We start from the raw sequence: 24,976 nt of genomic DNA on the forward strand, positions 1-24,976 counted from the left end.
GGGGCCGTTTTACCCGCCCCCGGTTTCAGTTATTTAACCAACCCTTTCTCTTTAAGGTAGTTTACCGCCACCTGCTTGGCATCCTGCCCTTCCACGGCGATCTGCGCGTTCAGCTTTTGCAGGGTCGGGCCATCCAGCGTAGCGAAAACCGGCTTCAACAGTTCGGCAATATTGGCATGTTCTTGCAACGCGGCCTCACGAATAATCGGCGCTGGGGCATAGATAGGTTGCACGCCTTTTGGATCCTGCAGCGTCTGCAGCCCCAATGCCGCCACCGGGCCATCGGTGCCGTAAGCCATCGCCGCATTCACCCCCGATGTCTGCTCTGCCGCCGCTTTGATGGTTACCGCCGTATCGCCACCGGCCAACGACAGCAACTGATCCTGATTCAGCTTAAAGCCATAAGCGCTCTGGAAAGCCGGTAACGCATCAGAGCGTTCAATAAATTCTGCCGATGCAGCCAGTTTGAAGTTGCCTCCGCTGTTGATCCATTGGCTGAGATCCGCCAGGGTTTTCAGATGATGAGCCTCTGCCACATCCTGACGGACGGCAATGGTCCAGGTATTGTTTGCCGGAGCCGCATCCAGCCAGACAATGTGGTTTTTCTCGTAATCGAGCTGCTTCACCTTCTCAAACCCGGCTTTAGCCTCTTTCCACACCGGATTTTTTTCGTCCGCGAAGAAGAAAGCGCCATTACCGGTATATTCCGGATAAATATCAATCTCGCCGGAGGTGATCGCCCCGCGCAACACCTTGGTAGGGCCCAATTGCAGTTTATTGGTGGTCTTGATGCCGTTAGCTTCCAGCACCTGCACGATGATGTTACCGAGTAACGATCCTTCGGTATCAATTTTGGAGCCGACACGTACCGTCTCAGCCGCCTGCGCAGCGCCAACGGTCAACATGGTCAGTGCCAGAGCCAGAAAACGCCCACCTAATGGAGTCATAGCCATGCCTGTTCCTTTCGCAAATGAGGTTCCCCGGCTACGTCGCCGGATCGTTTACGCACACCGGGTCAAGGTAGCGCATTAAATGATAGTTCAGATTAAGGGCCAGCATAAACCGAGCCCGCATCAACACCAGCCTGCAACCGCTCACGCCACCAGGCTGCCGCCAAACCGGTCGCGCTTTCGCGCCAGCCGAAATACACGGTATCACTATAACGTTCTGTCTCAACGCTTTTCGCGATCAACTGGCCCGTTTTCAGGTAAGGTTGCGCCAGATAATCGGGCAGATAACCACAGCCCAACCCGGCCAATTGTGCCTGCAGTTTGGCTGCAAAGTTAAACACCGTCAGTTGATCCTGCTCATCAAGCACGTGCAGGTTTTGCGGCTTATTAACGCGCGAAGTGTCATGTACCACCACCGCACGATGCTGGCGGATCGTCGTTTTCGAGAGCGGTTCCGGCATCGTCGCCAGTGGATGATGCGGGGCAACGGCAAAAATGTACTCCAGTTGCCCCAGTGTGCCGAAAGAAAAACCTGCGCGGGAAGGCGGTTCACAGATCGCACCAATCACGATGTCAGCGCAGTCGTGAACCAAAGCCTCCCAAGAACCGGCCAGTACCTCGTGGCTAAAACGCAGCCGGGTGTGATGGTTATGGCGATAAAATTCGTCAATCAGCGGCAACAGACATTCAAAAGGAAAAGACGCATCCACGGCCAGCGTGAGATCGCTCTCCCAACCGCTTTCCACATAGCGCGCCTGTTGCTCCAGATCTTGTGCCGCACGCAGCAATATCCGCCCCTTGTCCAACATCAGTTTGCCGGTATCGGTGAATTTTGCCCGGTGCCCAGAGCGATCGAGCAAGGTGATATCCAGGTCACTCTCCAGTTTCTGCACCATGTAACTCAGCGCCGACGGCGTTTTAAACAACGCAGCCGCCGCCGCTGCAAATGAACCGTGGCGCTCTAAAGCGTCCAGGATCAGCAAAGCCTCCAGGTTTATTCTCACTTCGCACCCTCTATATAAAAAAACTTAACAAGAAGACAAAATTTCTGCGCTATCTTTGGAAACGGCATCTACCTACCATGCAATTCACTGATACAGCCTGTCTGTTTTATGAACACGAATTCTAATTGGAAGGTAAATTATGTCTAAACTTCAGCTGCTTGACCCGAAAAACTCCGCTCTGATCTTTATCGATCATCAGCCTCAAATGGCTTTTGGCGTTGCCAATATTGATCGCCAACAACTGAAAAACAACGTAGTCGCGCTGGCCAAAGCGGGCAAGATTTTTAATGTGCCTACAATTTTCACCTCTGTCGAAACCGAAAGTTTCAGCGGCTATATCTGGCCGGAACTCCTGGCGACTCACCCTGAAAGCACGCCGATCGAACGCTCCTCAATGAACTCTTGGGAAGACGCTGCGTTCGTGAAAGCGGTTGAAGCGACTGGCCGTAAAAAACTGGTGCTATCTGCACTGTGGACCGAAGTCTGTCTGACCTTCCCGGCCTTAATGGCGCTGGAAGCCGGTTATGAAGTGTATGTGGTCACCGACACGTCTGGCGGTACTTCCGTCGATGCCCATGAACGTGCGATCGATCGCATGGTGCAGGCGGGTGCGATCCCGGTCACCTGGCAGCAGGTTCTGCTCGAGTATCAACGCGACTGGGCACGCAAAGAAACCTACGACGCCGTGATAGATCTGGTACGCGAACATAGCGGTGCCTACGGCATGGGCGTTGACTATGCCTACACCATGGTGCATCACGCCCCAGCGCGCAATGTGAAATAACATCGTTATCCCGGCCCAAATGGCCGGGATTGTTCAGGAGCCGGTTCCATGTCCCATCAGCAACACGTTACGCTGGTTATTACCCACCATCTGGTGCCTGGTCAGGAGCAGGCTTATGAAGCCTGGTTAAAACGCATCATGCCCGATGCAGCCAGCTTTACCGGCCACCTGGGTGTCAATGTCATCCGCCCTTCCAGCAGTGAGCAGGCTTATACCATCCTGGTGCGTTTCGATAATCTGGATAACTTGTACCAGTGGATCCACTCGCCACAGCGCTTGCAGTACATCGAGCAAGTCACGCCGTTGCTGTTGGGTAGCGATCATCTCGAAATCCGCCCCGGTGCCGAGTTCTGGTTCACACCAGCCAGCGCCCGCGTGCAACCGCCTGCCAAATGGAAACAGTTTCTCATCACCCTGCTGGTGATTTTCCCTTCGACCAATCTGGTGCCCTGGTTTTGGCACCAGCTCTTACCGGGCTTAAGCGGTACCCTGGCCGGTCATGTGCTGAATGATGCCAGCGTGGTTGCCCTGGTCGTATTTTTGTGGATGCCACTCGTCACCCGCCTGTTTCATCAATGGCTCACACGCCATTAAAGGAAAACGTTATGAGCCATACCGCTTCATTGATCATCATCAACGGTAAATTTCATACCGTCGATCGCGAGAACCCCACCGCTCAGGCCGTAGCGATCAAAAACGGTAAATTTATTGCCGTCGGCAGCGAAAACCAAGTGATGCAATATGCCGGGCCAGAAACCCAGGTGATCGACTTGCACGGCCACACGGCGGTGCCTGGCCTGAACGACTCTCACCTGCATCTGATCCGTGGTGGATTGAATTACAATCTGGAGTTGCGCTGGGAAGGGGTGCCCTCTCTGGCCGACGCCCTGCGGATGCTGAAAGAGCAGGCGTTGCGCACGCCAAGCCCGCAGTGGGTGCGGGTAGTCGGTGGCTGGAGTGAGTTCCAGTTCGCCGAACGCCGCATGCCGACGCTGGATGAAATCAACGCCGCCGTCCCAGACACGCCGGTATTTATTCTGCATCTGTACGATCGCGCGCTGCTGAATCGCGCCGCGCTGAAAGTGGTTGGCTACACCAAAGACACGCCAAACCCACCAGGGGGAGAAATTCAGCGTGACAGCCACGGTAACCCAACTGGCATGCTGATCGCCAAACCCAACGCCATGTTGCTCTATGCCACCTTGGCCAAAGGGCCCACCTTGCCGCTGGAGCAACAGGTCAATTCGACTCGCCAGTTTATGCGCGAACTGAACCGGCTGGGCCTGACCAGTGCGATCGACGCAGGCGGAGGCTTCCAGAACTATCCTGAAGATTATCAGGTCATTGCCGAACTGCACGAGAAAAAGCAACTGACCATCCGCATCGCCTATAACCTGTTTACCCAGCGCCCTAAGCAGGAGTTGGCCGATTTCCAGCTCTGGACCGATCTGCTCAAACCCGGCCAAGGCACGGATTTCTACCGCCATAACGGCGCGGGGGAAATGCTGGTGTTTTCAGCCGCTGATTTCGAAGATTTCCTGCAACCACGGCCCGATTTGCCAGCCGGTACAGAAGATGAGTTGGAGCGGGTAGTACGCCATCTGGTGGAACACCGCTGGCCATTCCGCCTGCACGCCACGTACGACGAATCCATCAGCCGTATGTTGAATGTGTTCGAGAAGGTTAACCGCGAGATCCCCTTTGCCGGTTTGCATTGGATTTTTGACCATGCGGAAACCATTTCTGAACCCAATATCGAACGGGTGAAAGCCCTCGGCGGCGGTATTGCAGTTCAGCACCGCATGGCGTTTCAAGGTGAATACTTTGCCGAGCGCTACGGCGTTGAAGCCACCAAGCAAACTCCGCCAGTAGCCAAAATGCTGGCGGCAGAACTGCCGGTGGGATTAGGCACCGATGCCACCCGCGTCGCCAGCTACAATCCGTGGACGGCCCTGTACTGGCTGGTTTCTGGCCGCACGGTTGGCGGTATGGCGATGTACGACGACAGCGCACGCCTGGATCGTGAAACCGCGCTCATGCTGTGGACACAAGGCAGCGCCTGGTTCTCTACCGAGCAGGGTAAAAAAGGCCAGATCAAAGTAGGCCAACTGGCCGATATGGCAGTGCTGTCACAAGATTACTTCAGCGTGCCGGAAGAGCAGATCAAAGGGATTGAATCGGTGATGACGCTAGTCGACGGTAAAATTGTCTATGCTGCGGGCAGTTTTTCCCCCTTCTCCCCACCACCGTTACCGGTGCTGCCGGAGTGGTCACCGGTCGTTAACGTACCGGGGCATTATCGCTCGGCACCACCGGCAGCTACTCACAAAGTGGGGATCTTAAGCCAGGCACATCAATGCTGTGGCCCTTGCGGTGTTCATGCCCATCAGCATGATATTGCCCGCCGCTCCAGCATTCCCATTTCTGATGAGAATGCATTTTGGGGCGCGTTTGGCTGTTCTTGTTTTGCGTTTTGATTGAAGTGGCGGGCTCAGCACCTTGGGCCCGCCCTCATCAACCGTGATTAAGCTCCAGCCAGCGACGCTGTTCGGCAGAAGCGGCGATCGCATCCAGCACGCTGGAAACCCTCCAACCCTCTTCAAAGTCTGGCCACATCCGATCTCCGGCGGCGATGCCGTTGACCAGATCGCGAATTTCGACCGTTTTCTGATCGTTAAAACCGATACCGTGCCCGGCGCTGATGCAGAATGCCGCGTAATCCGGGTGTTGTGGCCCCACCAGAATGGTTTTGAACCCTTGGCGTTCCGCTGGCTCATCGTGCCGATACAGTTGCAGCTCTGCCATCCGTTCCTGGGTAAAACTCAGCGTGCCTTTGGTGCCGGTGACCACATAGCCCAAGCCCATTTTACGCCCGCAGGCAATGCGTGACGTCTCGATCGTCCCCATCGCGCCATTGGCAAAACGCAGCAACGCACTGGCCTGATCTTCGTTCTCCACTTCGCACAGCACAGCCGGATTTTTAGGGTCGGGCCGCTGTTTAATGAAGGTTTGCAGATCGCCTGCAACCGCCACAATATCCCCCACCAGATAATGCGCCATGTTAACGATATGCGCCGCCAGATCGCCCAATGCCCCCAACCCGGCGCTGGCTTTGCGGCAGTGCCAGTCGATCGGCGTGCGCGGATCAGCCAGGTAATCTTCATTATGAGTCCCGTAGAAATGCACTACTTCGCCGATCTCACCGTTAGCGATGATCTGGCGTGCCAACTGGCTGGTCGGGTTTTTCATATAGTTGAACCCCACCAGGGTTTTTACCCCTTGGGCCCGCGCAGCCTGCGCCATTTCAGCGGCGTCCTGCACATTCAGCGCCAGCGGTTTTTCGCAGTACACATGTTTGCCGTGGCGAATGGCCGCCAGCGCCATTTCTTTATGCAGGAAGTTCGGCGCGCAAATATCTACGACATCAATAGCAGGATCGGCCACCAGTTCGCGCCAGTCGGCGGTTGAGCGAGCAAAACCAAACTCCGCCGCCCGCTGTGCTGCCAGTTCCGCTGTAACCTCTGCCAGCATGTCCAGCACCAGTGCTCCTTTCAAGGGAAACACCGTGCCCGCCTGGGCATAGGCAATAGCATGGCATCGGCCAATATAGCCGGTGCCAATCAATCCAACACGCACCTGTTTCATCGCTTGCTCCTTGGCCCATTCTCGCAGATATGATTACCATGAAAATTAATTTCAATAACAAACTTATATGAAATTTAAATTTCAATAACAAGCCCGTGAAAAAATAAACCTCATATCCGTGATTACCTTCATGTAAAGCTGAAAGACTCGATGAAATAGTAGGTTGTGACTTGAGCGGAGCGATATAAAGCCTGACACTAATTGAATTTTTATTTCAAATTTTTAAAATACCCTGGTGTTGGTCACAACGGCATTCATCGCCCCCCTTCACTCCCGCCAAAAAGGCTTGCCTCCTTCGTGCCTTGCCTGCTCCCGGCTTAAGCCGATATCAGCCAATTGCTCATCACTGAGTTGCAGCAATGCACGGCGTGTCTGGTGACGTTGCAGACAAGCGTGTAACCAATAGCGTAACGTCCGGGGTTGAACTGCCTGCTGTTCGACGAATAGCGTCATCTGCATAATCTCCCTGTATTTATGGTCTGGAGTGATCATGCGACACCAACCGAAAAGAATACAGATTCAACAAAGTGGTATTTTTTCCATACAAATACTGTTTTCAGGCCGCTGAATGGTCTAATTTAAAGCCATCTGTACCGGTTTTTTTCTGATCAACCTCATTTTTGGTATCTGTATGACACGCTATGCCACCCTGGCTACCATCCTCAGACAACGCATTGAACAAGGGCTGTATGTGGCAGGCGAACGCTTGCCTTCGGTACGCGCACTCAGCCTGGAGCACGGCGTCAGTATCAGCACCGTGCAGCAGGCTTACCGCCTGCTTGAAGAGAGCCAGTTGGTGGAGCCACGGGCGAAATCAGGCTATTTCGTGCACAGACCACAACCGATCGCAGAACTGCCTGCGGTCAGCCGCCCGGTGCAGCGGCCGGTGGATATTTCGCAATGGGAGCACGTGTTGGAGCTGACCCGCAGCAAACCGCGCAACGATCTGGTGCAACTGGGGCGTGGGATGCCAGACGTTAGCGAACCCACGATCAAACCGCTGCTCAAGGCACTGAGCAACAACGCACGCCATGGCGATTTGCGCAGTTTGTATTACGACAACATTCAAGGCATCGCCAGCCTGCGCGAGCAGATCGCTCGCCTGCTGCTGGATTCCGGCTGCCAGCTTGATGCCGAACAACTGGTGATCACCACCGGTTGCCAAGAAGCGCTCTCCGCCGGGCTGCGTGCAATTTGCCAGGCCGGGGATATCGTCGCGGTCGATTCCCCCTGTTACCACGGCACCATGCAAACGTTGAAAGGCCTGGGCATGAAGGCGCTGGAAATCCCGACCGATCCGCTAAACGGCATCAGCCTTGAAGCCTTGGAGATGGCGTTGGAACAATGGCCAGTGAAAGTGATCCTGCTGACCCCGAACTGCAACAATCCGCTGGGCTATATCATGCCCGATGCCCGTAAAAAACGGCTGCTGATGCTGGCACAGCGTTACGATGTCGCCATTATCGAAGATGATGTCTACGGTGATATTGCCTACAGCTATCCCCGGCCACGCACCATCAAATCTTTCGACGATGACGGGCGGGTGCTGTTGTGCAGTTCATTTTCCAAAACGCTGGCCCCCGGCTTGCGCATCGGTTGGATCGCTCCTGGTCGCTATCTTGAACGCGTGCTGCACATGAAATATATCGGTACTGGCGCAACGGCCACTCAGCCGCAGCTTGCGATTGCAGAATTCATCCGCCACGGCCATTACATGCAGCACTTGCGCCGCATGCGTATTCGTTATCAGCAAAACCGCGATCTGATGACCAGTTGGATCACCCAGTACTTCCCCGCAGGCACCCGCGTCAGCCAACCACGGGGCGGGTTTATGCTGTGGATCGAACTGCATGAAGAGTTTGATACCCTACGCCTGAACCGCCATCTGGAAGATAAGGGGGTACAAATTGCCGTCGGCAGCATTTTTTCCGCCTCGGGCAAATACCGTCACTGCCTGCGTATCAACTACGCACAAAAGCTGACCGCTGACGTTGAACGTGCGGTAAAACAGGTAGGTATGACTATCGCCCAGATTATGCAGAGCCAGTCCGAGCCTGCAAAACAAATGGACTTCAGCGCGCCAGAATGAAAAATTATCACCAGGTTCTTTGCGAGATATCACCATGCTACCCAAGATCTTAATCAGTGCCTGCCTGGCAGGCTTCAAGGTGCGTTATAACGCCTCCAATAAAACGCTGGTTAATTCCACGTTGGAGCGCTGGCAACAGGAAGGGAGATTTGTGGTCTGCTGCCCTGAGCTGGCGGCGGGTTTTTCTACGCCACGCCCACCCGCTGAAATTGCCGCCGCAGCCAATGGAACAGAAGTGATCGCACGTAAGGCCCGAGTCATCGATGCTGACGGCAACGATGTCACCGAGCCTTATCTACTCGGCGCACATCTGGCACTGGATACCGCGCGCCTGCACGGTTGCCGCTTCGCCCTGCTCAGCGATCGCAGCCCTTCTTGCGGTAGCCAGACAATTTATGACGGCTCATTCGGTGGCCAGACCCAGCCCGGCAGCGGTGTTACCGCCGAATTATTGCGCCAGAACGGTATTGACGTTTTTTCCGAGCATCAGATTGAAATGTTGATCGCCTGCGTTGAGGCCGCTGAGTAAGCCTCTTCATCTTGCAGCTGTCGCCTTGCCGCTGGTGTATAGTAAAACCCCAATTCAGAAACAGGCGGATAACAACAATGAACTCTCCATTTTTGGTGACTGCGCAGTGGCTTGAACAACATATTAACGATGAGAATCTGGTAGTGGTCGACGTCCGTATGTCTCCGGTCGGCCTGGTTCCCAAAAAAGACATGCTGGCCGAATTTGAGCGTGGACATATCCCAGGTGCAGTCTATTTCGATATCGATAACGTAGCAGATAAAAATACCTCGCTGCCACATATGCTGCCAACGCCGGAGGAGTTCAGCGCCGTAGCCGGTCAGTTGGGTATCAGCGAACAACATACGATCGTATTCTATGATGAAGGCAACCTGTTCTCTGCACCGCGCGGCTGGTGGACATTCCGCAACTTTGGGGCACGCAACGTTTACGTTCTGGACGAAGGTTTAAATGGTTGGATCGCGCGTGGCAATGCACTGGCAACGGGGGCTGCTCAGCCGAAACCTGCCACCTTCAACGCCCGCTTTAATACCGATGCGGTGGTCAATATGCAGCAGGTTGAACAGGCTATGCATAATAAACAGCAGATCCTTGATGCCCGCGCAGCACCACGCTTTTATGCTCAAGCCCCAGAACCCCGCCCCGGTTTACACCGTGGTCATATTCCTGGCAGCATCAATATCCCGTATGGCAATCTGCTGGAAGCTGGCCGTTTCAAATCATTGGCGGCGCTGAAAAAAACCTTCCTCGATAAAGGGGTGGACCTCACCGCACCCACCATCGTCAGTTGCGGTTCTGGCGTGACCGCCGCCGTGCTGGCATTAGGTTTGCTGTCGCTCGATGCGCATCAAGTGAAGCTGTATGACGGAGCCTGGAGCGAGTGGGGTCTGCTGAGTGGCAACCAGCCGATTGCTCAAGATTAAATGATATGCACATTATTCGCGTAACCGCTCAATAATAATCTGCGCTAACAACCGGATGGCGTCATCCGGTTGTTCCTCTGCCCGATGTAACTTCACACCAATCTGCTGCAGTGTCGGCAATGCTGCCGGATCCTGCCGCACCAGCCCCGGTGGCAACCCACTCTCGGTGCGTACCGTTACACCTAACCCAGCACTGACCGCAGCCCAGATGCCATTAAGGCTACGGCTGGTAAAAGCGATACGCCACGGGATCCCGGCGCGATCCAATGCGGCGGTTGCCGCGCTGCGCATCAGGCAAGGTGCATCGAATACCACCAGCGGCAACGCTTCACCGCTGGCACGCCACTGTGCCAAATCAAAACCCGGCGCGGCGATCCAGTGCATCCAACGCAGCCCTAAATCCTGCTGAAACGGAGTATTCACGCCGCCATCCCAGGCCAACGAAAGATCCAGTTGCCCTTTCAGTACCCAGTCGATCAGCTCAGCATTGCGGGCAATACGCGCTTCAATGCACACCTTCGGGTGCGCCCGGGCAAAACTGCCCAACACCTGCGGTAAAAAAGTTTCGCCAAAATCTTCCTGCAGGCCTAAACGCACTCGGCCCTGTAAATCCAACCCGCGCACCGCAGTTACCGCTTCATCATTCAGTTCCAGCAAACGGCGAGCATAGCCCAGCAATGTTTCACCTGCTTCGGTCATCACCATGCCACGCCCGGATTTGCGCAGAATGGGCACCCCCACCTGCTGTTCGAGTTTTTTCAAATGCGCACTGACCGCCGAAGTCGAACGCCCCAAGCGCTCCGCCGCTTTGGCAAAGCTGCCCAGCTCAATACCGGCCACGTAACTGCGCAAATCGTCGAGATCAAAGGTCACTCGCCCCATGCTGACCATCCTGATTTTTCGAATTGTTTATCTTAATAATACCGATTTTATCGATAAAGATGCCGTGTCACTCTTTGCGGGTCAATTATTTTCAGGAGCACTGCCATGATCGCCATGCAATACGCTTTCTCCCTGCCCGCCGACTACGACATGGGTATTATCCGCCAGCGCATCGCTGACTTTGGCCATTTGCTGGATCACTGTCCACAGTTAATCATTAAAGCTTATCTTTATGCGCTGAAAGGCGAGCATGGTAATGACAATCGCTATGCGCCGTTTTATCTGTGGCACAGCAGCAGCGGGATGAGTGATTTTCTGACCAGCAATGGCTTCAAAGGCGTCAGCCAGGCGTTCGGTTGGCCGCAGGTCAACCATTGGCTGCCTTGGCTGGTAAAGATCGCACCAGAAAATCTCGCCGAGGCCCGTTATGCTACGCTGGAATGCCTGCCGATTGCCGCTTATAGCGATCTCGCACTGTTGCGTTCGCAGCAACAGGCCAACCCATTGGCCTTAGCCAGCATCGTCGCGTTCGATCCGGCACGCTGGCAGTTGGTCAATTTTCACCTGTGGCGCCAACTGCCACAACAGAGCAATGCGCAGACACAGCGCTATGCGGTGGGGCATATTTCTGCGCCATTGGAATTCGGCTGAACAAGGTTTCTCACAACCACTTCGGATCCTGAGTAAAAGAGATCGTCAGCCAGCGGTGCGGGCCTTCTTCACCGATGGCCTCGGCAATTTTGTCGCGGATCTGATCAAACTTGTATATCCCGCTGTGTTCCATGCTTTCGGGGATCACAATCTGGATCTCAATAAACAACCCACGCCCCATGCGCGTGGCATAGTTAGAATAATCCAGAAAACCGTATTCCAGCGTCAATTGCGCCATAATGGCTTCGATCTTGCAATCGAGGCTATCGGGGGTCATTTGTAACACTTCACGGAACGCAGCTCTTACCGTTTGTATCGGTATCGGGATCAATACCAAGGTCAATACCGCCAGGGCAAAGGGATCGGTATACACGTTCAGGTATTCGTAGCGGGTTCCTTCCATCAACCAGGTGAGAATAAATGCCACCAGCAGTGCAGAGCTGATACACGCCGACATCAGCCAGCTTTTGGTATCCAGTGCAATCAGTTCTGACTGCACCCTTTTATTCAACCGACGCTGTTTGAAATAGAGAGTAAAACAGAAAATACTGACGGTGATGGCATACACCATCGCCCACCCCAATTCGAGTTCACGCCCACCATCGGCAATCCCTTTGATTGCATTGACGAAAGCATATAGACACAGCAAAGCCAGCAGGCTGCCGTTAAACGCCAGCACCAACGGTTCAACGTGCCAGAACCCGTACTGAAAACGGCGGCTGTAAGGTTGCCCAAGCAGGCGTGAAACCAGCAGTGATAGCGAACACATCCCGGCATCTAACGCAGAAAACATGCCGTCAAAAACGATCGACATGGAGCCACAGATAATGCCAAACACAATCCCTGAACTGGCAATAAAGAGCGTGCAGTAGATTGAACGTTTGAGGATTTTTTGTTCTATTTCAGTACTGTGTAGTTTTTGTTGAATATCCACTGGCGCAGTAGTCATCTTATTATCTTAATTCCACAGTCATCAGACGAGATACCAAACAGTATGATCCACAAAACCACGGTGTGCAAAAGACAAGGCAGGCAGTAAATATAACAGACAAAAAGCGCCCTTGATTAAGGACGCCGGAGATAACCTGCTTAGAAAATTATGCGCCACGTATGCGCTGAGTCAGCCCTTTCAGGAAGTAACGCAGCATCTGATCGCCGCACGGGCGATAATTTTTAGTGCCCTCTTTGCGGAACAGCGCACTCAGCTCCGGCTTGGAAATACGGAACTCCACCGCAGTGAAAATCTGGTGCAGGTCGATATCTTTCAGCTCAAACGCCACGCGCAGTTTTTTCAGCACCAGATTGTTGGTGATCGGCAGTTCGATGGCAGGCGCAGGGAATTTGTCATCTTTACCGCGTTTGAAGAACACCAGGCCATTCAGGAAATGTGCCATCACTTCGTCCGGGCAGGGGGCAAAACCCGGTTCACCCTCTTTAACAAGGTAGCTTCCCATCGCTGCAACATCGACGTCAAAACCGTCCAGTTTGACGATCTCAACCATCTTTGCGTCGTTAATCTTCAGCATGAAACGCACGCTGCGCAGCACATCATTATTGATCATGGAATTGCCTTTAGCTTATCAACCGGGGAGATGTGAATGTTGCCACACCTTGCATGTGCGGCAGTATAGGGATCCGGCAGAGGATTCTCAATCGGATTTCCGCAAGCAGGAAATGGCGTTAAACGCCACTTCCTGTTGCCAGCAGAATCAATCAAGGTTTATTAAGTTCGTTCAGCGCAGTGCGCATCCCGTCTTCCAGAATCACCCGCAGGTCGGCAGTGACGGCAGCGGTAAGGCCAGGCACCGCGTTGAGGTTTTGCCCCCAGTGGTTTTCATCACCCAGTACGGTTTCCACCAAGGTAACAAGCTCGATATCACGGTGCGTTACCCCCGCCCACAGCGTGGCGTAGCGCTCCAGCCAATGGGCATCATCCTGCAGCGGATAGTTGCCCAGTTGCCGTTCACCACGGTAAAACGCCATCAGCGCTGCCAGAGCAAAGGTCAGGCGCTGCGGTAAAACGCCGTTTTTCTGCTGCCCAGCCAGTAATTGCGGCAGGATGCGCGTCCGGAACTTGGTCATGCCGTTCAGCGCAATTGAGAGTAGTTGGTGCTGAATGAACGGGTTACGGAAACGGTTCTGTACCGCTTCCGCGAACGGCAGCAACTCATCCTGCGGCAGATCGAGCACGGGCATGATCTCTTCAGCAATGGTGCGCGCAACAAACTCACTCACCTGCGCATCACTCATCGCCTCCCCCACGGTATTCAGCCCGGCCAGGAACGCCACCGGCACCAACGCGGTATGTGCGCCGTTGAGAATCGCCACCTTGCGCTCTTTATAAGGTTTGATGTCATCGACGATGTGTACGTTCAGGTCAAGCCGATCCAAATGCAGCTCTTTCGCCAGCCACTGCGGCCCCTGGATCACGAACAGATAAAAATGTTCAGCCGTATCCAGGAAGCGATCCTGATAGCCCAACTGCTGCTGCCACTGTTCCTCTTCACCGCGCGGGTAACCGGTCACGATGCGATCCACCAGGGTGGAACAGAAGGTATTGCACTCATTCAGCCAAGTGCTGAACGCCGCGGGCAGTTCCCACTGTTGGGCATAGCGCAACACATATTCTTTCAGCGTTTCGCCGTTATAGTCGATCAACTCACACGGCAGCAGCACCCAGCCTTTATCGGCGGCTCCGGCGAAATGGCTGAAGCGCTCGTACAGCAGGCGCGTCAGTTTAGCCGGGAAGCTGGCCGCAGGCGCATCTGCAAAGCGATCTTGTGGCAGGTAAGCGATACCCGCTTCCGTGGTGTTAGAGAACACAAAACGGATCGCCGGATCACGCGCCAATGTCAGATAACCGGCATAATCCTGATAAACATTCACTTCGCGGTTGATAGAACGAATCAGGCGCGGCTCGCAAACGGCTTCCCCCTGTTCATTCAGCCCACGAATAATAGTGGTGTACAAACCGTCTTGAGTATTCAGCGAAGGGGGTTGTTCGCTGTCTATCGGGCGCACCACTACCACACCGGCATTCAGACCGGTGTGTTCATTCAATAAATCAATTTGCCAGTCGATAAAAGCACGCAAAAAATTACCTTCCCCAAACTGAATAATACGATCGGGATAATTTGCACCGGGGAATTCTTTGCGATTCAATTGTTTCATTGTAGCTCCTTGCAGCCAGTCAAATAATGTTACGGTCAGCTAAAGCGAATAATGCCTTTAATAAGCTGTTTATTATTAATCACGTCTACTTCGTATTTTTCTGCCAACGTGGCAAAATCAAACTGGTGGGAAAGCATCATTTTTGCCGTTATTTTCCCGGCTGCCATAAGTTGCCCCACTTTAACGAAATCTTCTTTGGTGGCATTACGGCTGCCCATCATGGTGGTTTCTTTTTTATGGAATTCCGGGTCAGAGAATTGCAAGTCCCCTTTAAACAGGCCGACAAAGGTAATACTGCCACCGTGGCGGATCAGGTTAACGCTATGGTTCATCGCCTGCTGATTGCCGGTGGCATCAATGATTTTTGCCGCCAGCATGCCATCAAACTGCGCACGCAATGCTGCTTCAAAGCCGTTGTCTGCCGGGTTCAGCGTGATCAGCCCAAGCACCTGCTCTACATGGGTACGGCGTTGCACGCTGGTATCTGCCACCACCACTTTCGCCCCGTCTGCCTTGGCGATTGCCGCCACACCCAGCCCGATCGGCCCTGCCCCCACCACCACCAGATGATCGCCCTGCACCACCGCAGCACGCCGCAGCGCATGGGCACTGATGGAAAAAGGCTCAATCAGCGCCGCCGCTTCCGGTTCCACGCCATCCACCACCAGCAGATTGCTCACCGGCACGCTGAGATACTCACTGAAACCACCGTCCTGATGAACGCCGATCACTGAAATATTTTCGCAGCAGTTGGGCCTGCCGCTATGGCAAGCACCACAGTGTTGGCAGGAAACATAAGGGATCACCGCCACGCGCTGCCCAACCTGCAACCCGCTGACGTTGCCACCCATGCTGACAATTTCACCGCATATTTCATGGCCCAGCACCCGTGGATAGCTGAAGAAAGGCTGCTGGCCTGACCAAGCGTGGATATCCGTGCCACAAATACCGACCGTGATAACTTTCAGCACTGCTTCATCCGGTGCCGGTTGTGGGATCGGCCATTGCTGATAAACCAGCTTGGTCGGCTCCTGACAAACTAATGTACTCATTGTGACCATAATTTTTTCTCCCGTGATATGGCAGCTGTTATCACTGGAAAACGGACACAATGGTTGCTCGACAACGAATATTTGTGAGTCAGCACAAAATAAACCGATTTAAATTGGTTTTAAATGCGTAAAAAACCTTTCCTTGAGAAAACCATGAGCAGAACCCAAAACCTGAGACAGAACGTGGTAAACCAGATGCTGGATGGCATCATCAGAGGCCATATCCGATCGCCACTGCCTTCCCAGGCCGCGCTGGCAGAAATGTACAACATCAGCCGCACCACAGTACGCCACACGCTGACACATCTCTACCAGCAAGGAGTACTGGAGAAGGTCAACGATAACTATGTGATTCTACGGATGCCCGTGGCAGAGGACGGTTTCGACTGCATAAGCCAATCACTGGAAGAGCAGGTCAAGGAGTTTGAGAAAGCGTTCTTTAAGATGATCAACCAGAAACAGTTGCGTGCCGGTGATTCATTCACCGAACTGCAGCTTTCGCGCACGGTCAACGTCAGCCCGATGGTGGTCAGAGAATTTCTGCTGCGCTTTAGCCGCTACAATCTGATCGATAACGTGCGGCGCGGCCAATGGTGTATGAAAAAGCTCGATCAGAACTACGCCGAGCAGCTTTTTGAGCTGCGCCAGATGCTGGAAACCCACGCCCTCTCGCGCTTTATCAACCTGCCCGCCCAGGATGAACGCTGGCTGCAAGCCAAGGAGTTACTGAGCCGCCACCGTCAGTTGCGTGACACCATCAGCGACAATTACCGGCTGTTCTCCGAGTTGGACCGGGATTTCCATGGGCTGATCCTGTCGGCAGCCAATAACCCTTTCTTCAACCAGTCGCTGGAAATCATTTCGGTGATCTTCCACTTTCACTACCAGTGGGATGAAACCGATCTCAAACAACGCAATATTATTGCGATTGAAGAACATATGGCGATTTTGAGCGCACTCATCTGCCGTAGCGATCAGGATGCGGCTCGCGAGTTGCACCGCCATCTCGATACGGCAAAACAGTCGATGATTCGTTCTATCCAGCAGAATACTCTCTAAGCCTTGCTGTTTTTTATCGATAAAAAACAGCTTAAAACCTTATTTAAAACCGATAAAAAACAGGAAAATTATAACTGCCGCACGGAACCGATGAAAAAAAGCACCGCCGAATATTCTCGCCACTTAGGCTTATTTTCGTAAAGCCAATAAGATTGACATCACCCTACAAATTATCCTGCTTCATACCCAGGAGTAATAATTATTATTAATGTGGAATGCTGGAGAGAAAAAGAATGGAAAAAATAAGCACCATCAAACAGGGAAAAGAACTGGAGGAGAATTATTCCGATTCTATCCATCCGATGCCACCTGGCGGAATAATAGTACGTTCGGCAAGAATTAAAAAAATCCAGACTACCGCGATGATTCTGTTATTTCTTGCCGCCATCATTAATTTTCTCGATCGCAGTTCACTTTCTGTGGCGAACTCGACGATCCGTGAAGAAATGGGCCTGAGCGGCACAGAAATCGGCCTGCTGCTCTCAGCTTTCTCACTGGCTTATGGTATCGCACAACTGCCCTGCGGCCCGCTGCTGGATCGCAAAGGGCCACGCATTATGCTCGGCATCGGGATGTTCGTCTGGTCGCTGTTCCAGACCATTTCCGGGATGATCCACAATTTCACCCAGTTTATCTGGGTGCGTATCGGCCTGGGCATCGGCGAAGCACCAATGAACCCGTGCGGCGTTAAAGTCATTAACGATTGGTTCAACATCAAAGATCGCGGTATGCCGATGGGCATTTTCAACTCAGCGTCCACCATCGGCTTGGCCATCAGCCCGCCAATCCTCACCGCCATGATGTTGCTGCTCGGCTGGCGAGGCATGTTTATCACCATTGGCCTGCTGGGGATTGTCCTGTCCATCGGCTGGTACATGTTGTACCGCAACCGCCAAGACATCGATTTGAGTGAGCAGGAGCAAAATTATCTTAATGCGGGCAGCGTCAGCGCAGGCCGTGAACCAATGAATTTCAAGGAGTGGCGGGCACTGTTCAGAAACCGCACCATGTGGGGAATGATGATCGGTTTTAGCGGCATCAACTACACCGCCTGGCTGTATCTGGCGTGGCTGCCAGGTTATTTGCAAACCACTTACCATCTGGATCTGAAGAGCACCGGTATGCTGGCGGCGATCCCATTCCTGTTTGGTGCCGCAGGCATGCTGTCTAACGGATTCGTCACCGACTTCCTGGTGCGCCGTGGCATGGCCCCGCTCAAAAGCCGCAAAATCTGTATTGTCACCGGTATGCTGTTATCCGCCGCATTTACCTCTATCGTGGCTCAGGCGACCACCACCACCAGCGCCGTCGCGTTGATCAGTATGGCGCTGTTCTGCATCCACTTTGCCGGAACCTCCTGCTGGGGGCTGATCCACGTCGCGGTCACTTCACGCATGACTGCTTCAGTGGGCAGTATTCAGAATTTTGCCAGTTTCGTGTTTGCCTCATTCGCCCCGGTGGTCACTGGCTGGATATTGGACACCACCCACTCGTTCAGCCTGGCTCTGATCATCAGTTCCTGCGTGACCATTATCGGTGCGCTTTCATATGTATTTATTGTCAAACAGCCGATTACCGACCAGAGCGCCTGATAATTTGGTGCAAACCGTCAAAACGGGCCGTTAAGGCCCGTTAGAGCTTGATGACAAAGTGGTCTTTTAGCCCGAGATACCTGGGTCTAGCACACAGAGGGGCGCTCCCCCTAATAACGAGCTTTGTCAGCAGTCTGCGTTATCGCCCCTCAAAAACAGATCTCTTCTGCAGGAACCGCGCGGATCGGGATGCCGAAACTCTGAATATTCGACAACGTAGCATTGTGATGTGCCCGAATCTGCAACCCACTGGCATGCGGTTTGTCGTGGCTGGTGTGTGCATCCGCCGCCAACACCACCGGATACCCCAGACCTGCGGCACGGCGGGTGGTGGTATCCACACAGAACTCCGTGGAATAGCCGCAGATCACCAGTTGCGTAACGCCATTGGCGATCAGCAGTTTGCCCAGGTGGGTACGCAAGAATGAATCTGGCGTGGTTTTTTCGATACGCTGATCGCTGGCCTCTACCTGCAAATCCGGGTGGATCTGCCAGGCATCGCTGCCATGGCGCAGTTCATCGTGCGCGGTCTGGTGCTGAATAAAAATCACCGGCACGCCTGCCTGGCGAGCGCGTTCACTCAGTTGGTTAATGCGCCCAATCACCGCATCGGCTTCTGCCGGCGGCGGCACAAACAATCCTTTTTGCACATCAATAATCAACAACGCTGATTTCATAGCCCTCTCCGTTAATAGCCTACAGCGGTTGCCGTGGGCGGAAAATATGGTCAACGCCCTGCTCACGCAGTTTGCTCACCAGTTCGTGCCCACCGTTTGGCGTTGCCTGCGCCCGTTCACGCTCAGTTGCAAATACCGGGCTGGCCCAGAATATATTCACCGGATCGCCATACTGCTGCGGCAAGGTTAAATGCTCGCTGTACGGGTAGAAGGAGGAAGAAAGCACATAGCCTTCGTAGCCCAGCGGAACCGCTTCAGATACGATCGTGTGCCCTTCGCCAAACCAGGTGACTTTTGCCCAAGGCACATGGGCAAAACCCGCTAACGCGCTCGCCATCTGAACGGCCTGATCTTCGCTCATGTACTGGCCGTCGATGGCGATCCCCATCTCCATACGCCGATACTGCGCAGCATCGTCATTAAACAGGATCTCAACCCACGGCATGGGCCGAATGCTGACACCAAGAGTCAAAAAATAGTAAATACCGTCGCGTTCATGCTGGGTGATAGCCATCGGTGGCCACTTGCCCTGATCGATGGCGTAATACTTCACCGAGGGGCCAAAATGTTGCGCATAGCAGGCCTGATATTCGCTTTGCATTTTCGACCACGGATTGCCCTCTTCGCGCTGCCAACTGCGCCAGAACTGCCGGGTGTTTTCCGCCAGTGCATACTGTGTATTGGTTGAGGCACAGCCCAGCGGATAAACCAGCGAACTTTCTTTGATACAGCTGGCGGAATAGCAGGCTGAGTGCTCGATATACAGGCTCCAACCGGGTATCACCGCCAACAATTGCCCGTGATACCACAACGCCGCACCGTCATCGCTTTCCGCCCAGACCACCACCAACCCTTGCGCATCCAGCGGCTCTTCCCCTGCCGGATTGCGGCAATACTCAGCGGCCAGCATTGGCGGTTGCCCGGCCTCAATAGCCGCCAGATCCTCCTGCAAAGGAGCAATACCAAGGTTACGCAGCCAGCAGGCCCGAACCTGAAAGCGCTCTTCATACTCTTCTGTTGGGTAGATATAAAAATAGGCGGCACGACTGTCTTGCTGAACTACGGCAACCAGTGTCTGGTTCTCATTGCTCACTTCAGCAAGTAAGGTTGACTCGTTCATATCACCTCAATCAGGTTACGGCACAGAATAATGCCACGCACTATACCAAATATAGCGCTATGTATTCCCAACGTTAATCCACCGTTTTCGCCATCCGCCGTACCGCTCGTGGATAAGCCCCATTGCGCACCGCAGCACGTAAAACTCGTGCGACGCCCCTTACCCCAACCCGTACCAAGCGCCGTTTGGCTTTCCCCAGAGTAAACCCCAACTGCTGCTGCGCCCAGTTGGGCAGCAGATCGATACCGGCCTGCATCACCAGAGCACCAAATGGCCGCGCCAATGCACTGGGAACCGGGGCCGCCAACAGAATACGCACCACCGCCAGAGTACGCTCGTCACAGATCAGTTGCGGGCGCATCTGTTGCAGGTAATCGGCCACTGCTGCGCATGAGGTGGGTACATCACGCGCGCCCAACGCTTCAGCAACGCGAGCGGCTTCCTGGTAATAGGCATCCTGCCGGGCCGGAGAGAGATGTGGGTTGCGGTAACGCAGATATGAAGCCAGAAAACGGCTACTTTCTGCCACATGCACCCAGGTTAACAAAGACGGATCGCTGGCAGCATAAGGTTCACCACGGTTCCCCGTGCCGGTAACCTGCAGGTGAATGGCTTTAACTTTAGCGATCAGGCGTTCGGCTTCCGCCGTGGGGCCAAAAGAGGTGACGGAGATAAACTGACTGGTGCGACACAAGCGGCCCAGCATGTCCTCGCGGAAATTGGAGTGATCCCAAACGCCAGCCAATGCCAGCGGATGCAACATCTGGAGCAACAATGCGCTGACGCCGCCACACAGCATGGCAGTAAAATCACTATGCACTTGCCAGGTCACCGATTGCGGGCCAAACAGCCCCGGATCGCCGGGTGGGTTCTCAAAATCGATCCCACCAAGTGCCAGCCCGGTCAGGCTGAGCACCTGTTTTTCAATTGCTGTGCGTAGTGCTTCCATCCTACTGCCCTTCTCTGTTTAACCTATCCAGCCCAATAACCTGAACCACAGGTAATCCAACGGCACCAGTAGCCCGAAGGTCAGGACGGCCAACAGCAGGCACAACTTCAAGCCTTCACGCGGCGGAACTTTGCCCATACCCATGGCCACCACAATCGGCGATGCCTGGTATGGCAGCAGCGGCGTAGAATAACCGATCGCCTGCGTCATCAATACCGTGAGCAACGGCAAGCCACTGCCATCCGCCAACACCTGCGCCAATGGGGTGAACAACGCAGGCACGCCGTTAGCCGTCACAACAAAGTTCAATAGCGTGGTGATGCCAATCAGTGAAGCAAAGGCAACAAATGGCCGCTCCTGATTTTGCGGTATCACATTCAGCAACGCATTCCCTAGCCAGTTCCCCAACCCGGAGTGGCTCACCAACGCCGTTAACCCCAAGATGCCCGCCACATAAATACAGGTGCGGATATTGACCCCGGCAGCAAATTGCTCACCGGTCAGGAAGCCAATGCGCGGTAACAAACAGAAACAGGCGGCGGCTAAACCAACCCAGGCCGGGGCCATACCATGCCAACGATCGGTGAGCCATAACAGCACCGTGATAAACAGCAGGAGAATGAGCCGCCACTCTGCTGCGCTCAGCGCAACCTGTTCCCTTGTTCTCTCCACTTTTTGCGGAGTAGCGCGAAATAACCAGCAGATACAGAACGTGAGCAGCGCTCCTTTGGCGATCCCCAGGATCGGAGCATGTAACACCAGGTAGGTAATGTAGGTGAAATGAATACCAAATGTGCTTTCAGCCGCTCCACTCATTACCAGATTGGGTACATTGGCAGGCAAAATGCTGGCAGAAAGTTGGAAAGTGCCAAAACCCACGGCTAACGCCAAACCAATCCGGCCACGTGAACCCTCAGCCAGCCCTGCACGCCCCGCCAGGGCCATAACGATTGGCATCAACAATGTGATGCGCCCCATATTCGATGGCATGATAAACGCCAATGCGTAGCTGATCGCTACCACGCCCCCCACTAACCGCAACCAGGAGTTTGCCAGATAAGGCAAAATACGGTTGGCAAGCCGATCGGCAAGCCCGGTTGAGCGGATGGCTGCGCCCAAAACAAAACCGCTCAATACCAGCCAAAATGCCGAAGAGGCAAAACCAGAGAACACTACACCGGCTGGTGCCAGTTGCAGTAGCATTACCGCTGCAAAAAATAGCAGAGCAACCAGATACTCAGGCAGACGGGACGTCGCCCACAGCACGATCACCACCAGAGTGACCAACGCAGAAACTGCCATCGGGTGCCACATCATACCCGTTACTCCCTGTTTAGGTTGCTCTTTTGTTATCAATAAGTTGTATCTTCACATAAGGGGAAAAGCGGTTTAGTGAAGGCGTTCACAATTCAACAGGCCATAACCAAAATTATTTGGGGCATACCTGACAATATCGTTTCGAAAATATCATATTGACAAAACTATAACCGTAGTGACAACGTAAGAAATTCTTTTCTGATGAAAGGGACTTGAACTAACCAGATGATATTACTCAGCAATATTATTTGATAGAAAGCACATAAAAATTAAAATAGTAATAGAGTGAAAGAATAACGAGCAGATACGATTGTATTGAAAATATCAACGCTATCTTTTCAAAAAATTGACAAGGATTAATTATTTTTATAATAACCAGAGGATTTGATTATGACTGTCAGGTTTTTTTTAAGTTTCTTTTTACTCTCATCTTTGAGTTACCTTTTTTGCAGCAACGGTGTTGCAAGCAGCACAGGTACGCTTACGGTCAAGTTTGGCCAGACGACAGAGGATAGATTTAAGCAAACCCACCCTAATGCAGTGAATATCGGTTTCAATAACCTATTGAAAGGTAACATTTATCAAGAGAATCCCAACACCCATAAAGACGTGCGTAAAGACATTGTTTTTGAAGAGCTCGAAAATGTTTTGGTATTATTTGACCAGAGTAAAAACCTGCTGGCATTACAGCTGCAATTTAAAGGCAATACCTTTGGCATTCTGGGTTCAGGCTTGGCGAAAAAATACTCCACCATTAAAAGTAAAGAAACTCTGATCGGCAGTAAATATCTGGAAATGTACAATGAGGGGGTTTCTATTTACTTGATCAAACCCTCCATATTTTCAGACACCTTCTTACTTTATATAAGGTCTGAAGATAAAAAGAAAATTTTAAAACATGCCCCCAGTGACCTGCTTGAAGATGGAGGTCGATTTTTGGACTTCATCGCGGAGAAGGTTTTTTCGCCACAATAGCCTGATGCAACGGAGCCAACACAACCAGCCTGGACTCCTGGCAACCTTCGGCTTTCCCGAGCAACAGCGGCAGTGCCGTCTATAGGTATTGGCAGAATCAATGTAAACTATGGCCAGTTTTGCAGCGCTTGATATCATACCGGCAATAAACTAACTTTTGCCTTTTTGGTCTAAATTTAGAGTATCAACGCAAGCAAACCATTCACACCGGGGCCTAAATAGGGTACAAGGCTGCATGAAAATTCCAAAACGACTCCAGCCATTGGTGGATGATGGCCTGATCGATGATGTCATCCGCCGTTTGAAGAGTGGCAAAGAAGCCGACGTATTTATCGTGCGCTGCGGTGAAGAGATCCGCTGCGCCAAAGTGTATAAAGAAGCCGAAAAACGTAACTTCAAGCAGGCCGTGCATTATCAGGAAGGCCGCAAAGTACGCAACAGCCGCGATGCGCGCGCCATGAGCAAAGGCTCCAAATTTGGCCGCCAACAGCAGGAAGAAGCCTGGCAGAATACCGAGGTGGATGCTCTCCACCTGCTTGCCAAAGCCGGTGTGCGGGTGCCACAGCCGGACATCTGTCTGGACGGCGTGCTGCTGATGGAACTGATCACCGACGACGAAGGCCTGGTTGCTCCGCGCCTGAGCGATGTGATGTTAACGCCTGAGCAGGCGCTCCACGATCACGCGCTGATGATGAACTATGCGGTGCGCATGCTGTGCGCTGGTTTGGTGCACGGCGATCTCTCTGAATTTAACGTGCTGATGGATAAAGACGGGCCAGTGATTATCGATCTGCCGCAGGTGGTGGACGCCGCCGCCAACAACCATGCTAAAAGCATGTTCGAACGCGATATCAACAACATGACCCAGTATTACGGCCAATATGCGCCAGAATTGCTGGGCAGCAAGTACGCCAAAGAGATTTGGGCGCTATATCAGGAAGGTAATCTGACGCCAGAAACCGAACTGACCGGTAAGTTTACCGAAAGCAGTAAACGCGCTGACGTCGGATCGGTTCTGGACGAAATCCAGGCCGCCAGCGACGAACATCAACGCCAGCTATTGGCACGTAACGCAGAGTGATCGCTTCCCCGGTGCACCGCCGGGGAGCCCCAACCTGAAACAACGTTACAGCCAGCGCCGCACCCGCTGGCAAAACGCCGCATAGTCAGCCCCGAAACGTGCACTGAGAAACGCCTCCTCGCGTGGAACCTGCACCTTGTGCAGATAGATGAAAAACACCAACCACCAAAACCAAACGCCAGCACTCCCCAATAACACCGCCCAGGCGGCCAACAGCAGTAGCTGCCCCAGGTAGATCGGGTTGCGGCTGAAACGGAAGATACCGCTGACCAGCAACGCATTAACCTGCTGCGGTTTTTCTGGGTGCAGCGTGGTACCTGCCCGGAAAAAATGCAGGCAGGCACTGAGCGTCAGCGCGACAGAAGCCAACAACAGCATCCCCGTGATTAATAGAGTGGGCAGATGCCACTGCCAGTACTCAACCGCAAGGCTACGCGTGCCCAACATGCTCGCGGCGCAGGCGACCAGCACCACAGGCGGCAGAGTCAGCCAATGAGTCCATTTCTTCATGTTGTCGCATTCCCCA

Annotated in this window: 25 protein-coding genes; 11 read left to right on the plus strand and 14 right to left on the minus strand. The window is 53.4% G+C overall.

All coding sequences use genetic code 11. The annotated features are described in order from the left end of the window. Positions 1-29 precede the first annotated feature (29 nt). Both IV04_RS02855 and IV04_RS02860 read right to left on the minus strand, forming a co-directional pair. Positions 30-953: an ABC transporter substrate-binding protein gene (locus IV04_RS02855; protein WP_037397140.1), complete on the minus strand. Its 924-nt coding sequence runs from the start codon at positions 951-953 to the stop codon at positions 30-32. A 92-nt stretch (positions 954-1,045) separates the two neighbouring features. Beyond that, positions 1,046-1,954, minus strand: coding sequence for a LysR substrate-binding domain-containing protein (locus tag IV04_RS02860; RefSeq protein WP_037397139.1), 909 nt, complete (start codon positions 1,952-1,954; stop codon positions 1,046-1,048). A gap of 139 nt (positions 1,955-2,093) precedes the next feature. Here IV04_RS02860 and IV04_RS02865 point away from each other — a divergent pair, with 139 nt between their 5' ends. The 3 genes from IV04_RS02865 to IV04_RS02875 are packed head-to-tail and all read left to right on the plus strand — an operon-like array spanning position 2,094 to position 5,215. Further along, the gene (locus IV04_RS02865) at positions 2,094-2,738 is read left to right on the plus strand and encodes a hydrolase (RefSeq protein WP_037397136.1); all 645 of its coding nucleotides are present in this window, start codon (positions 2,094-2,096) and stop codon (positions 2,736-2,738) included. Between the two features lie 48 nt (positions 2,739-2,786). Continuing rightward, positions 2,787-3,332 carry an antibiotic biosynthesis monooxygenase gene (locus IV04_RS02870; protein WP_037397133.1) on the plus strand — a complete coding sequence of 182 codons (546 nt, stop codon included), beginning with the start codon at positions 2,787-2,789 and terminating at the stop codon, positions 3,330-3,332. Positions 3,333-3,343: 11 nt separating this feature from the next. Beyond that, a complete protein-coding gene (locus IV04_RS02875; RefSeq protein WP_037397130.1) occupies positions 3,344-5,215 on the plus strand; it encodes an amidohydrolase in 1,872 nt (623 codons plus the stop codon). Positions 5,216-5,252: 37 nt separating this feature from the next. On the opposite strand, the gene IV04_RS02880 is transcribed toward IV04_RS02875, so the two are convergent. After that, positions 5,253-6,383, minus strand: coding sequence for a Gfo/Idh/MocA family protein (locus IV04_RS02880; RefSeq protein WP_037397128.1), 1,131 nt, complete (start codon positions 6,381-6,383; stop codon positions 5,253-5,255). Positions 6,384-6,650: 267 nt separating this feature from the next. Continuing rightward, positions 6,651-6,836: a DUF1127 domain-containing protein gene (locus IV04_RS02885; protein WP_081893155.1), complete on the minus strand. Its 186-nt coding sequence runs from the start codon at positions 6,834-6,836 to the stop codon at positions 6,651-6,653. Between the two features lie 178 nt (positions 6,837-7,014). On the opposite strand from IV04_RS02885, the gene IV04_RS02890 reads away from it, so the two are divergent. From IV04_RS02890 to sseA, 3 genes are all read left to right on the plus strand, one after another. After that, positions 7,015-8,472 (plus strand): PLP-dependent aminotransferase family protein, encoded by a 1,458-nt coding sequence (locus IV04_RS02890; protein ID WP_037397123.1) that lies wholly within the window; start codon positions 7,015-7,017, stop codon positions 8,470-8,472. Between the two features lie 34 nt (positions 8,473-8,506). Continuing rightward, the gene (locus IV04_RS02895) at positions 8,507-9,001 is read left to right on the plus strand and encodes a DUF523 domain-containing protein (RefSeq protein ID WP_037397120.1); all 495 of its coding nucleotides are present in this window, start codon (positions 8,507-8,509) and stop codon (positions 8,999-9,001) included. A gap of 77 nt (positions 9,002-9,078) precedes the next feature. Then, complete coding sequence (gene sseA / locus IV04_RS02900; protein ID WP_037397117.1) at positions 9,079-9,924, plus strand: 3-mercaptopyruvate sulfurtransferase; 846 nt, start codon at positions 9,079-9,081, stop codon at positions 9,922-9,924. A gap of 12 nt (positions 9,925-9,936) precedes the next feature. Here sseA and IV04_RS02905 read toward each other — a convergent pair whose 3' ends face one another. Further along, the gene (locus IV04_RS02905) at positions 9,937-10,806 is read right to left on the minus strand and encodes a LysR substrate-binding domain-containing protein (protein ID WP_037397114.1); all 870 of its coding nucleotides are present in this window, start codon (positions 10,804-10,806) and stop codon (positions 9,937-9,939) included. A gap of 105 nt (positions 10,807-10,911) precedes the next feature. Between IV04_RS02905 and IV04_RS02910 the strand changes: the two genes are divergently transcribed. Then, entirely contained in the window at positions 10,912-11,457 is a 546-nt protein-coding gene (locus tag IV04_RS02910) for a DUF4865 family protein (protein ID WP_037397111.1), read from the plus strand. Positions 11,458-11,467: 10 nt separating this feature from the next. Here IV04_RS02910 and IV04_RS02915 read toward each other — a convergent pair whose 3' ends face one another. The 4 genes from IV04_RS02915 to IV04_RS02930 form a co-directional block, all read right to left on the minus strand. Beyond that, positions 11,468-12,406, minus strand: a complete 939-nt coding sequence (locus IV04_RS02915) for a cation diffusion facilitator family transporter (protein WP_037397110.1) — start codon at positions 12,404-12,406, stop codon at positions 11,468-11,470. Positions 12,407-12,554: 148 nt separating this feature from the next. Continuing rightward, positions 12,555-13,019 carry a DUF1456 family protein gene (locus tag IV04_RS02920; RefSeq protein ID WP_037397108.1) on the minus strand — a complete coding sequence of 155 codons (465 nt, stop codon included), beginning with the start codon at positions 13,017-13,019 and terminating at the stop codon, positions 12,555-12,557. 151 nt (positions 13,020-13,170) lie between these two features. Beyond that, positions 13,171-14,628, minus strand: a complete 1,458-nt coding sequence (locus tag IV04_RS02925; protein ID WP_037397106.1) for a tagaturonate reductase — start codon at positions 14,626-14,628, stop codon at positions 13,171-13,173. 35 nt (positions 14,629-14,663) lie between these two features. After that, positions 14,664-15,689, minus strand: a complete 1,026-nt coding sequence (locus tag IV04_RS02930) for a zinc-binding alcohol dehydrogenase family protein (RefSeq protein WP_037397105.1) — start codon at positions 15,687-15,689, stop codon at positions 14,664-14,666. A gap of 144 nt (positions 15,690-15,833) precedes the next feature. Here IV04_RS02930 and IV04_RS02935 point away from each other — a divergent pair, with 144 nt between their 5' ends. Together IV04_RS02935 and IV04_RS02940 are read left to right on the plus strand one after the other, a co-directional pair. Continuing rightward, positions 15,834-16,739, plus strand: a complete 906-nt coding sequence (locus IV04_RS02935) for a GntR family transcriptional regulator (protein WP_037397103.1) — start codon at positions 15,834-15,836, stop codon at positions 16,737-16,739. A gap of 302 nt (positions 16,740-17,041) precedes the next feature. Further along, positions 17,042-18,331 (plus strand): MFS transporter, encoded by a 1,290-nt coding sequence (locus tag IV04_RS02940; protein WP_231566264.1) that lies wholly within the window; start codon positions 17,042-17,044, stop codon positions 18,329-18,331. A gap of 149 nt (positions 18,332-18,480) precedes the next feature. On the opposite strand, the gene IV04_RS02945 is transcribed toward IV04_RS02940, so the two are convergent. The 4 genes from IV04_RS02945 to IV04_RS02960 form a co-directional block, all read right to left on the minus strand. Beyond that, on the minus strand, positions 18,481-19,008 hold the full coding sequence (locus IV04_RS02945) for a cysteine hydrolase family protein (RefSeq protein WP_037397098.1): 528 nt from the start codon (positions 19,006-19,008) through the stop codon (positions 18,481-18,483). Positions 19,009-19,027: 19 nt separating this feature from the next. After that, entirely contained in the window at positions 19,028-20,128 is a 1,101-nt protein-coding gene (locus tag IV04_RS02950) for a suppressor of fused domain protein (RefSeq protein WP_037397096.1), read from the minus strand. Positions 20,129-20,201: 73 nt separating this feature from the next. Then, the gene (locus IV04_RS02955) at positions 20,202-21,077 is read right to left on the minus strand and encodes an oxygenase MpaB family protein (protein ID WP_037397093.1); all 876 of its coding nucleotides are present in this window, start codon (positions 21,075-21,077) and stop codon (positions 20,202-20,204) included. An 18-nt stretch (positions 21,078-21,095) separates the two neighbouring features. Next, positions 21,096-22,394: an SLC13 family permease gene (locus IV04_RS02960; RefSeq protein ID WP_037397091.1), complete on the minus strand. Its 1,299-nt coding sequence runs from the start codon at positions 22,392-22,394 to the stop codon at positions 21,096-21,098. A 390-nt stretch (positions 22,395-22,784) separates the two neighbouring features. Here IV04_RS02960 and IV04_RS02965 point away from each other — a divergent pair, with 390 nt between their 5' ends. Together IV04_RS02965 and IV04_RS02970 are read left to right on the plus strand one after the other, a co-directional pair. Then, a complete protein-coding gene (locus IV04_RS02965) occupies positions 22,785-23,369 on the plus strand; it encodes a hypothetical protein (RefSeq protein ID WP_152562785.1) in 585 nt (194 codons plus the stop codon). A 235-nt stretch (positions 23,370-23,604) separates the two neighbouring features. Beyond that, the gene (locus IV04_RS02970; protein ID WP_037397088.1) at positions 23,605-24,450 is read left to right on the plus strand and encodes a PA4780 family RIO1-like protein kinase; all 846 of its coding nucleotides are present in this window, start codon (positions 23,605-23,607) and stop codon (positions 24,448-24,450) included. A 45-nt stretch (positions 24,451-24,495) separates the two neighbouring features. Here the strand turns inward: IV04_RS02970 and IV04_RS02975 are convergent, their stop codons facing one another. Continuing rightward, the gene (locus tag IV04_RS02975) at positions 24,496-24,960 is read right to left on the minus strand and encodes an isoprenylcysteine carboxylmethyltransferase family protein (RefSeq protein ID WP_037397086.1); all 465 of its coding nucleotides are present in this window, start codon (positions 24,958-24,960) and stop codon (positions 24,496-24,498) included. Positions 24,961-24,976: the final 16 nt, after the last annotated feature.

The sequence above is a fragment of the Serratia sp. Ag1 genome (genome assembly GCF_000743355.1).
Taxonomy (GTDB): Bacteria; Pseudomonadota; Gammaproteobacteria; order Enterobacterales; family Enterobacteriaceae; genus Chania.

Excerpts from the sequence above, each read along its gene's own strand:
- IV04_RS02910 (WP_037397111.1), top strand. The coding sequence starts at position 10,912 with ATGATCGCCATGCAATACGCTTTCTCCCTGCCCGCCGACTACGACATG.
- IV04_RS02955 (WP_037397093.1), bottom strand. The coding sequence starts at position 21,077 with ATGGAAGCACTACGCACAGCAATTGAAAAACAGGTGCTCAGCCTGACC.
- IV04_RS02940 (WP_231566264.1), top strand. The coding sequence starts at position 17,042 with ATGCCACCTGGCGGAATAATAGTACGTTCGGCAAGAATTAAAAAAATC.
- IV04_RS02950 (WP_037397096.1), bottom strand. The coding sequence starts at position 20,128 with ATGAACGAGTCAACCTTACTTGCTGAAGTGAGCAATGAGAACCAGACA.
- IV04_RS02865 (WP_037397136.1), top strand. The coding sequence starts at position 2,094 with ATGTCTAAACTTCAGCTGCTTGACCCGAAAAACTCCGCTCTGATCTTT.
- IV04_RS02975 (WP_037397086.1), bottom strand. The coding sequence starts at position 24,960 with ATGAAGAAATGGACTCATTGGCTGACTCTGCCGCCTGTGGTGCTGGTC.
- IV04_RS02885 (WP_081893155.1), bottom strand. The coding sequence starts at position 6,836 with ATGACGCTATTCGTCGAACAGCAGGCAGTTCAACCCCGGACGTTACGC.
- IV04_RS02890 (WP_037397123.1), top strand. The coding sequence starts at position 7,015 with ATGACACGCTATGCCACCCTGGCTACCATCCTCAGACAACGCATTGAA.
- IV04_RS02930 (WP_037397105.1), bottom strand. The coding sequence starts at position 15,689 with ATGGTCACAATGAGTACATTAGTTTGTCAGGAGCCGACCAAGCTGGTT.
- IV04_RS02915 (WP_037397110.1), bottom strand. The coding sequence starts at position 12,406 with ATGACTACTGCGCCAGTGGATATTCAACAAAAACTACACAGTACTGAA.
- IV04_RS02965 (WP_152562785.1), top strand. The coding sequence starts at position 22,785 with ATGACTGTCAGGTTTTTTTTAAGTTTCTTTTTACTCTCATCTTTGAGT.
- IV04_RS02895 (WP_037397120.1), top strand. The coding sequence starts at position 8,507 with ATGCTACCCAAGATCTTAATCAGTGCCTGCCTGGCAGGCTTCAAGGTG.
- IV04_RS02945 (WP_037397098.1), bottom strand. The coding sequence starts at position 19,008 with ATGAAATCAGCGTTGTTGATTATTGATGTGCAAAAAGGATTGTTTGTG.
- IV04_RS02905 (WP_037397114.1), bottom strand. The coding sequence starts at position 10,806 with ATGGGGCGAGTGACCTTTGATCTCGACGATTTGCGCAGTTACGTGGCC.
- sseA (WP_037397117.1), top strand. The coding sequence starts at position 9,079 with ATGAACTCTCCATTTTTGGTGACTGCGCAGTGGCTTGAACAACATATT.
- IV04_RS02880 (WP_037397128.1), bottom strand. The coding sequence starts at position 6,383 with ATGAAACAGGTGCGTGTTGGATTGATTGGCACCGGCTATATTGGCCGA.
- IV04_RS02970 (WP_037397088.1), top strand. The coding sequence starts at position 23,605 with ATGAAAATTCCAAAACGACTCCAGCCATTGGTGGATGATGGCCTGATC.
- IV04_RS02960 (WP_037397091.1), bottom strand. The coding sequence starts at position 22,394 with ATGATGTGGCACCCGATGGCAGTTTCTGCGTTGGTCACTCTGGTGGTG.
- IV04_RS02935 (WP_037397103.1), top strand. The coding sequence starts at position 15,834 with ATGAGCAGAACCCAAAACCTGAGACAGAACGTGGTAAACCAGATGCTG.
- IV04_RS02875 (WP_037397130.1), top strand. The coding sequence starts at position 3,344 with ATGAGCCATACCGCTTCATTGATCATCATCAACGGTAAATTTCATACC.
- IV04_RS02920 (WP_037397108.1), bottom strand. The coding sequence starts at position 13,019 with ATGATCAATAATGATGTGCTGCGCAGCGTGCGTTTCATGCTGAAGATT.
- IV04_RS02925 (WP_037397106.1), bottom strand. The coding sequence starts at position 14,628 with ATGAAACAATTGAATCGCAAAGAATTCCCCGGTGCAAATTATCCCGAT.
- IV04_RS02870 (WP_037397133.1), top strand. The coding sequence starts at position 2,787 with ATGTCCCATCAGCAACACGTTACGCTGGTTATTACCCACCATCTGGTG.
- IV04_RS02855 (WP_037397140.1), bottom strand. The coding sequence starts at position 953 with ATGGCTATGACTCCATTAGGTGGGCGTTTTCTGGCTCTGGCACTGACC.